Origin of the sequence: Anaeromyxobacter soli (assembly GCF_022808855.1) — a bacterium.
Lineage (GTDB): Bacteria > Myxococcota > Myxococcia > Myxococcales > Anaeromyxobacteraceae > Anaeromyxobacter > Anaeromyxobacter soli.
This window is the reverse complement of the sequence record NZ_JAKZLF010000045.1, coordinates 22,230-29,767: the sequence shown is the minus strand read 5'-3', so window position 1 is coordinate 29,767 and position 7,538 is coordinate 22,230. Positions and strand designations below refer to the sequence as shown.

Annotated in this window: 7 protein-coding genes; 2 read left to right on the top strand and 5 right to left on the bottom strand. The window is 74.3% G+C overall.

Annotated elements, in window-relative coordinates; genetic code table 11:
* Positions 1-91: 91 nt before the first annotated feature.
* The 5 genes from MLV88_RS21610 to MLV88_RS21590 are packed head-to-tail and all read right to left on the bottom strand — an operon-like array spanning position 92 to position 5,354.
* Complete coding sequence (locus MLV88_RS21610; RefSeq protein WP_243338668.1) at positions 92-1,411, bottom strand: phenylacetate--CoA ligase family protein; 1,320 nt, start codon at positions 1,409-1,411, stop codon at positions 92-94.
* 8 nt (positions 1,412-1,419) lie between these two features.
* The gene (locus tag MLV88_RS21605) at positions 1,420-1,857 is read right to left on the bottom strand and encodes an ACT domain-containing protein (RefSeq protein ID WP_242334003.1); all 438 of its coding nucleotides are present in this window, start codon (positions 1,855-1,857) and stop codon (positions 1,420-1,422) included.
* 11 nt (positions 1,858-1,868) lie between these two features.
* Entirely contained in the window at positions 1,869-3,194 is a 1,326-nt protein-coding gene (locus tag MLV88_RS21600; RefSeq protein ID WP_242334000.1) for a phenylacetate--CoA ligase family protein, read from the bottom strand.
* 56 nt (positions 3,195-3,250) lie between these two features.
* Positions 3,251-3,742, bottom strand: coding sequence for a 2-oxoacid:acceptor oxidoreductase family protein (locus tag MLV88_RS21595; RefSeq protein WP_242333997.1), 492 nt, complete (start codon positions 3,740-3,742; stop codon positions 3,251-3,253).
* On the bottom strand, positions 3,735-5,354 hold the full coding sequence (locus tag MLV88_RS21590; protein ID WP_242333994.1) for a thiamine pyrophosphate-dependent enzyme: 1,620 nt from the start codon (positions 5,352-5,354) through the stop codon (positions 3,735-3,737). The genes MLV88_RS21595 and MLV88_RS21590 overlap by 8 nt, the downstream gene beginning before the upstream one ends.
* Before the next feature lie 127 nt (positions 5,355-5,481).
* Between MLV88_RS21590 and MLV88_RS21585 the strand changes: the two genes are divergently transcribed.
* Both MLV88_RS21585 and buk read left to right on the top strand, forming a co-directional pair.
* Positions 5,482-6,444 (top strand): bifunctional enoyl-CoA hydratase/phosphate acetyltransferase, encoded by a 963-nt coding sequence (locus MLV88_RS21585; protein WP_242333991.1) that lies wholly within the window; start codon positions 5,482-5,484, stop codon positions 6,442-6,444.
* Positions 6,441-7,538, top strand: coding sequence for a butyrate kinase (buk, locus tag MLV88_RS21580; protein ID WP_242333988.1), 1,098 nt, complete (start codon positions 6,441-6,443; stop codon positions 7,536-7,538). The genes MLV88_RS21585 and buk overlap by 4 nt, the downstream gene beginning before the upstream one ends.

The following is a 7,538-nucleotide window of genomic DNA, read 5'->3' as shown; positions in this document are numbered from 1 at the left end:
CGGCGGGGCGGGGGCGCAGCCCCCGTTCGAACATGGCTGAACGACAGCGAGGTTCGCGTCACCGAAGGTGAAGCGAACCTCGAACTGTCGTTCAGCCCGTACGCCGGTGATCGAGCACCCGCCGCGCCTTGCCGGCGGAGCGCTCGAGCGTGTTCGGCGCGACGAGCTCGACCGCCATGCGCACGCCGGTCACGGCGTGGATCTCGCGGTCGATCCGGTCGTGCAGCTCCTGGAGCTGCCGCATCTCGTCGCGGAAGTCCGAGGGGCGCATCTCCACCTTCACGACCGCCTCGTCGAGCGAGCCCGGGCGCGAGACCTCGATGAGGTAGTGCGGCGCCGTGCCCTCGACGCGGAGCAGCGCCTCCTCGATCTGCGAGGGGAAGACGTTCACCCCGCGGATGATGAGCATGTCGTCGGAGCGGCCCACCACCCGGCTCATCCGCACGCCGGTGCGGCCGCAGGGGCAGGGCGAGCGGTCGAGGGCGGCGAGGTCGCGCGTCCGGTAGCGCAGGACCGGCATCGCCTCCTTGGTGAGCGTCGTGAAGACGAGCTCGCCCACCTGGCCGTCGGGCACGTGGGCCAGGGTGTCCGGGTCGACGCACTCGACGAGGAAGTGGTCCTCCTGCACGTGCATGCCGGTGCGGTAGGGGCACTCGCCGGAGACGCCCGGGCCGATGACCTCGGAGAGCCCGTAGTTGTTGAACGCGCGGATCCCGAGCGCGCTCTCGATGGCCGCGCGCATCTCCTCGGTCCACGGCTCGCCGCCGAAGTGCCCGAGCCGGAGCGGCAGGTCGCCCGGGCGGAAGCCCTCCGCGGCCGCCACCTCCGCGATGTGCAGCGCGTACGACGGCGTGCAGACGAGCACCTCGGCGCCGAGGTCGCGGATGAGCATCACCTGGCGCGGGGTGTTGCCGCCGGCGGCGGGCACGACCGCCGCGCCCACCCGCTCGATGCCGTAGTGCAGGCCGAAGCCGCCCGTGAACAGGCCGTAGCCGAAGGCCACGTGGACGAGGTGGTCCGGGCGCAGCCCGCCCGCGACGAGGAAGCGCGCGACGAGGCCGGACCAGGTGTCGAGGTCGCGCCGGGTGTAGGCGACGAAGGTGGGCTTGCCGGTCGTCCCGGAGGAGCCGTGCACGCGGGCGAGCTCGCCCCTCGGCACCGCCAGCAGGCCGAGCGGGTAGGTCTCGCGGAGGTCGTCCTTTGTGGTGAAGGGCAGCCGGCGGACGTCGTCCACGGCGCGGATCGCCTCGGGCGTCGCGCCGGCGCGGCCGAGCGCGTCGCGGTAGAACGGGACGGCGCTCGCGCGGCGGACCGTCTCGGCGAGGCGGCGCGCCTGCAGCGCGCGCCGCTCCGGGACGGGGAGCGTCTCGGCGGGGTCGAAGATCGGGCTCTCGAGCACGGGGGTCGTCACGGCGTCCCCTACGAGCGCGCGAACAGCTCGGCGGGGCCGACGAGCTTCACGCCCGCCGCCTCGAGCAGCTTCTCGGCGCGGTCGGGGTCCTCGAGCCGGAAGAGCAGCGTGGCGTGGCGGCCGCGCTCGCGCGAGGCGGAGGGGTACATGTACTCGACGCCGACGCCGGCCTGCTCGAAGGCCTCGAGCACCGCGGCGAGCCCGCCCGGGCGGTCCGGCACGTCGACGGCGAGCACCTCCGTCACGTTCACCACCACCCCGGCGGCCTCGAGCACCGACTTCGCGCGCTCCCACTCCTTCACGACGAGGCGCAGGATGCCGAACTGCGCCGTGTCGGCGAGCGACATGGTGACGATGTCGATGCCGGCATCGCCGAGCGCCTTGCAGGGGAAGCGGAGCTGGCCGGGGCGGTTCTCGAGGAACACGGAGAGCTGACGGATCTTCACGGGACCCCCTCCTACATGTTGCGCCGGTCGAGGACGCGCTTCGCCTTGCCCTCGCTGCGGGCGAGCGTGCGCGGCGCGACGAGCGTCACCTTCACGCGGATGCCGACGACGTGGTCGATGGCGGCCTCGAGCCTGCGCCGGAGCGCCTCGAGCGCGCCGATGACGTCGGAGAACACCTCCGGCGTCACCTCCACCTGCACCTCCATCTCGTCGAGGCCCTGCACGCGGGCGAGGACGATCTGGTAGTGCGGCAGGGTCCCCTCGACGGCGAGGAGCGCCGCCTCCACCTGCGAGGGGAACACGTTCACCCCGCGGATGATGAGCATGTCGTCCGAGCGGCGGCCGATGCGGCGGATGCGGCGCAGGGTGCGGCCGCAGGCGCACGGCTCGGGGACGATCGAGGTGATGTCGCGCGTGCGGTAGCGGATCATCGGCATCGCCTCCTTCGAGAGCGTGGTGAGGACGAGCTCGCCCTCCGCGCCGTCGGGGAGGACCTCGCCCGTCTCCGGGTCGATGATCTCGGGGTAGAAGTGGTCCTCGAAGAGGTGCAGGCCGTCGCGCCGCTCGCACTCGATGCCGACGCCCGGGCCGATGATCTCCGAGAGGCCGTACACGTCGTGGGCGCGGATGCCGGCGGCCGCCTCGATGTGACGGCGCATCTCCTCCGTCCAGGGCTCGGCGCCGAAGACGCCCACCTTGAGCCGCTCGAAGGAGATGCCCGCCTCGCGCGCCCGCTCGACGAGGTGGATCATGTACGAGGGCGTGCAGCAGATGGCGGTCGCGCCGAAGTCCTGCAGCACCATGAGCTGGCGCTCGGTGTTGCCGCCGGAGATGGGGATCACCGTCGCGCCGAGCGCCTCGGCGCCGTAGTGGGCGCCGAGGCCGCCGGTGAACAGGCCGTAGCCGTAGGCGTTCTGGATCACGTCGCCGCGGTGCAGCCCGCAGGCGGCGAAGGTGCGCACCATCACGCTCGTCCACACCCGCAGATCCGCCTCGGTGTAGGCGACGACGATGGGCTTGCCGGTCGTGCCCGAGGAGGCGTGGAGCCTCACGATCTGCTCCATCGGGCTCGCGAACAGGCCGAACGGATAGGTGTCGCGCAGGTCGGTCTTCACCGTGAAGGGGAGCCGACCGAGGTCCTCGAGCGAGCGCACGTCGGCGGGCGTGACGCCCCGCTCCTCCATGCGCCGCCGGAAGAGCTCGACGCGCGCGTGGGCGCGCTCGACGACCGATCGGAGCCTTCCGAGCTGGAGCCGCGCGAGCTCGCGCCGCGGCAGGAAGTCGGGGGCGCTCGCGGGGTGGAAGCCCCCGGGCGCGTCGTTCCACTGGCTGCTCACCTGGAGCCGCTCCTTTCGTTCGTCCCCGTCCCCGCCGCCCGCCGTGTGTGGGTGTCCTAGGTCCGGAGCGCCGCCGCGCGGCCGATCCGGAACGCCTTCTCGTTCACCTCGTGCAGCCGCTCCGGCAGCGCCGCGCGGATCGCCGCGAGCCAGTGCTCCTCGGGTAGGTCGAGGAGGCGGGCGAGCGCGCCGAGCAGGGCGACGTTGAGGCTCTTGCGGTTCGGCAGCGTCGCCTCGTCGACGAGGTCGGGCGGGATGAGCACGCCGCGCGGCCCGAGCAGCGGGCGGGTGACGGCGATCTCCGAGGCGGAGAGGACGACGAGGTAGTCCGCCTCCCCGCCCGGCACCATGGGCGAGAGCACCTCGCGCCCGAAGCGGACGTCGGAGGTGACCGAGCCGCCCCGCTGGCTCATCCCGTGGACCTCGGCCTTCTTCACGTCGCGCCCGGCGCGGAAGGCGGCGTCGGCGAGGATGTCCGAGGCCTTGATGACGCCCTGGCCGCCGAGGCCCGCGAACACCACGTTCACCACGTCCACGCGGTCAGACATTCTCGATCTCCGGGCAGGCCGCGCAGCCCGCGGCGGCCGCGGCCTTCTCGTACTTGCGGATGTCGGCGGCGGCGAGGATGCACGGGCGGCGCGCGACGACCACCGAGAGCTCGCGGCGCGCCAGCCGGTCGACGAGGAGCTTCTCGAACCCGGCCGGCTCGGCGATGGGATCGACCACGTCCACGTTCCGCACGCCGAGCGCCCTTGCGAGCCCCTCGATCGAGAGCTTGCCGGTGGGGGCGTGGTCGAGCGTGCGGCCGGTGCCGGGGTGCTCCTGCTGGCCGGTCATGGCGGTGGTGCCGTTGTCGAGCACGACGAGCACGTGGCCGGTGGGCGGCGGGTTGTAGACCATCTCGACGAGCCCGTTCAGGCCGGTGTGGACGAAGGTCGAGTCGCCGATGATCGACACCACCTTGCGCGCGTCCTCCTCGGGCAGGACGTGGCGGAGCCCGAGCCCCACCCCGAGGGACGCGCCCATCGCCACGCAGGTGTCCATCCCCTCGTACGGCGGGAGCACGCCGAGCGTGTAGCAGCCGATGTCGCCCGCCACGATGCAGCCGAGCTTCTTCAGGGTCGAGTAGACGGGGTGGTAGGGGCAGGCCTCGCAGAGCTGCGGGGGCTTGCCCTTCGGCGGCTCCGGCTCGGGCGTGAGGTCGCGCGCGAGGATGCGGCGCACGCGCGGGACGTCGAGCTCCCCGAACCGGAACGCGGGCGCCTTGGCCTCGACCGCGATGCCCGCCGCGCGCACCGCGTCGGCGATGACAGGGTCGCCCTCCTCGAGGACGACGCAGCGCTCGACCGAGGCGGCGAAGGCGCGGATCTTCTCGAGCGGGAGCGGGTGGACGAGCTTCAGCTCGAGCAGGCTCGCCCCCGGCGCCGCCTCGCGGGCGTGCCGCGCGGTGACGCCGTTCGCGACGATGCCGAGCTTGCCGTCCCCCTCGCGCCACACCGCGAGCGGCGAGGTCTCGCCGAAGGCCTGCAGGCTGTCGAGCTTCGTGCGCAGCCGGCGGTGGGCCGGGCGGGCGTAGGCGGGGATCATCACGCGGGCGGCGACGTCCCGGCGGAAACGCGGGACCGGCGCGGGCGCGCTCGCGGCGCGGCGGGTGACGATCGACTTCGAGTGGCACACCCGGGTGGTCATCCGCAGGATCACCGGGAGCTGCCAGCGCTCCGAGAGCTCGAGCGCGGCGAGGGCGAGGTCGTAGGCCTCCTGCGAGTCGGCCGGCTCGAGCATGGGCAGCCCGGCGGCGACCGCGTAGCGGCGGCTGTCCTGCTCGTTCTGCGAGGAGGCCATGCCCGGATCGTCGGCGGCCACCACGACGAGCGCGCCCGTGACCCCGGTGTAGGCGGAGGTGAAGAGCGGGTCGGCGGCGACGTTCAGGCCCACGTGCTTCATGGTGACGATCGCGCGCGCGCCGGCGAAGGCGGCGCCGAGCCCGACCTCGAGCGCCACCTTCTCGTTGGGCGCCCACTGGGCCTTGCCGCCGAGGGTCGAGAACGCCTCGAGGATCTCGGTGGAGGGGGTCCCGGGGTAGCCGGTGCCGAGGTGCACCCCCCCGTCCGCCGCGGCCGCCGCGACCGCCTCGTCGCCGGAAAGAAGCCGTCGTTCCATGAGAAGCGCGTCTCCTCCTCGCGCGCGCCTCATCACGGGACGTGCAGGGCGCGGCAGGCCGGTGTAAAAGCCGGCCGGCCGGTGGCGAGATTGGGCAAAGGGACGGCATAGTACCGCGAGGGCTGCGATGATTCCCATCCCCACGCTCGAGCGGCTCGTCGCCGCCGCCCGCGCCAGAGGTCCACTTCGCGTGGCCGTGGCGGCGGCGGAGAACGAGACCGCGCTCGCGGCGGCGGCGCTCGCGCGGCGCCAGAAGATCGCGGAGATCGTGCTCGTCGGCTCGCCGGCCGGGATCCGGGCGCGGCTCGCGGCCGCCGGCGAGGATCCCGGCGATTACCGCATCGAGCCGGCCGAGACCGACGCCGACGCGGCGCGGCGCGCGGTGGCGATGGTGCGCGGCGGGGAGGCGGCCGTGCTCATGAAGGGCCGGCTGCCGACGGCCGAGCTTTTGCGCGCCATCCTGGACCGCGCCGACGGGCTCCGCGCCGGGCGGCTCCTCTCCGACGTGCTCGTCGCCGATCACCCGCTCTCCGAGCGGCCGCGGCTCCTCGGCGTCACCGACGGCGGGGTGAACGTCGCGCCGGGCCTCGCGCAGAAGAAGGAGATCGTGGAGAACGCGGTCCGGCTCTTCCAGGCGCTCGGCTACGAGCGGCCCAAGGTGGCCTGCCTGTGCGCGGTCGAGACCGTGAACGAGGCGATGGCGGCGACGAAGGACGCCCAGGCGCTCGCCGAGGCGAACGCGCGCGGCGAGCTCGCGGGCTGCGTCGTCTCCGGCCCGCTCGCCCTCGACAACGCGCTCAGCCCCGAGGCGGCGCGCGCGAAGGGCATCGACCACCCGGTGGCCGGTCACGCCGACCTCCTGCTCGTGCCCTCCATCGAGACCGGGAACGCCCTCGGCAAGGCCTTCACCTACCTCGCCCGCCGCCACGTCGGGCACGTCATCGTCGGCGCGCGCGCGCCGGTGCTCATCCCGTCCCGCGTGGAGCGGGCGGAGGACAAGATCTACTCGATCGCGCTCGGCGTGCTCTCGGCGGCCTCCCTCGCCGCGGCGGGCGGCGGCGCGCCTTCGCCCGGGGACGGACGGCCATGACGACCGACACGGCGGGCGCGGAGCCGCTCGTCCTCGCGGTGAACCCGGGCGCGGGCTCGACGAAGCTCGCGCTCTACCGCGGCGACGCGCTGGTGCGCGAGGAGAAGCTCACCCACCCGGCGCTCATGGAGCGCCCCGCCGCGCGCGTCCTCGACGAGCTGCCGGTGCGCCTCGACGCGGCCCGGGCGCTCCTCGGCGACGCCGGCGTCGGCCGCGGCGCGCTCGCCGCCGTCGCGGGCCGCGGCGGGCTCCTGCCGCCGCTCCGCTCCGGCACCTACCTCGTCGACGCCGCCATGCTCGAGGACCTCGAGCGCGCCGAGCGCGGGGAGCACGCCTCGAACCTCGGCGCGCCCATGGCGAGCGCGCTCGCCGAGGACCACGGCTGCCCGGCCTTCATCGTCGACCCGGTCTCGGTGGACGAGCTCGATCCGGTCGCCCGCGTCTCCGGCCTGTGCGGCGTCGAGCGCCGGAGCTTCTCGCACGCGCTCAACATGCGGGCGGTGGCGCGGCGCTACGCGGCGCAGGCCGGCCGCGCGCTCGAGGACCTGCGGCTCGTGGTGGTCCACATGGGCACGGGCGTCTCGCTCTCCGCGCAGCGCGAGGGGCGGATGGTGGACGTCGTGAACCCCCAGGACGAGGGGCCGTTCTCCGGCGACCGCGCCGGCGGCGTGCCGTCGATGGCGCTCGTGGACCTCTGCTTCGCCCCGGGCGCGGACGAGCGCGCGCTGAAGCGGCGGCTCTTCGGCGACGGCGGCCTGTACTCGTACCTCGGCACGCGCGACGCGCGACAGGCGATCCGGCGCTGCGAGGCCGGGGACTCGCAGGCGTGCGTCGTGGTGGACGCGATGTGCTACCAGATCGCGAAGGCCGTCGGCGCGCTCGCCGCCGCCCTGGAGGGCGCGGTCGACGCGGTGCTCCTCACCGGCGGGATGGCCCACCTCCCGCACGTCGTCGAGGGCGTGCGCCGCCGCGTCGGCTGGATCGCCCCCACCCACGTGTTCCCCGGCGAGGACGAGCTGCGCGCGCTCGCGGAGGGCGCGCTGCGCGTCGTGCGCGGCGCCGAGCGGGTCCGGCGCTACGGGCAGGAGCGCTGA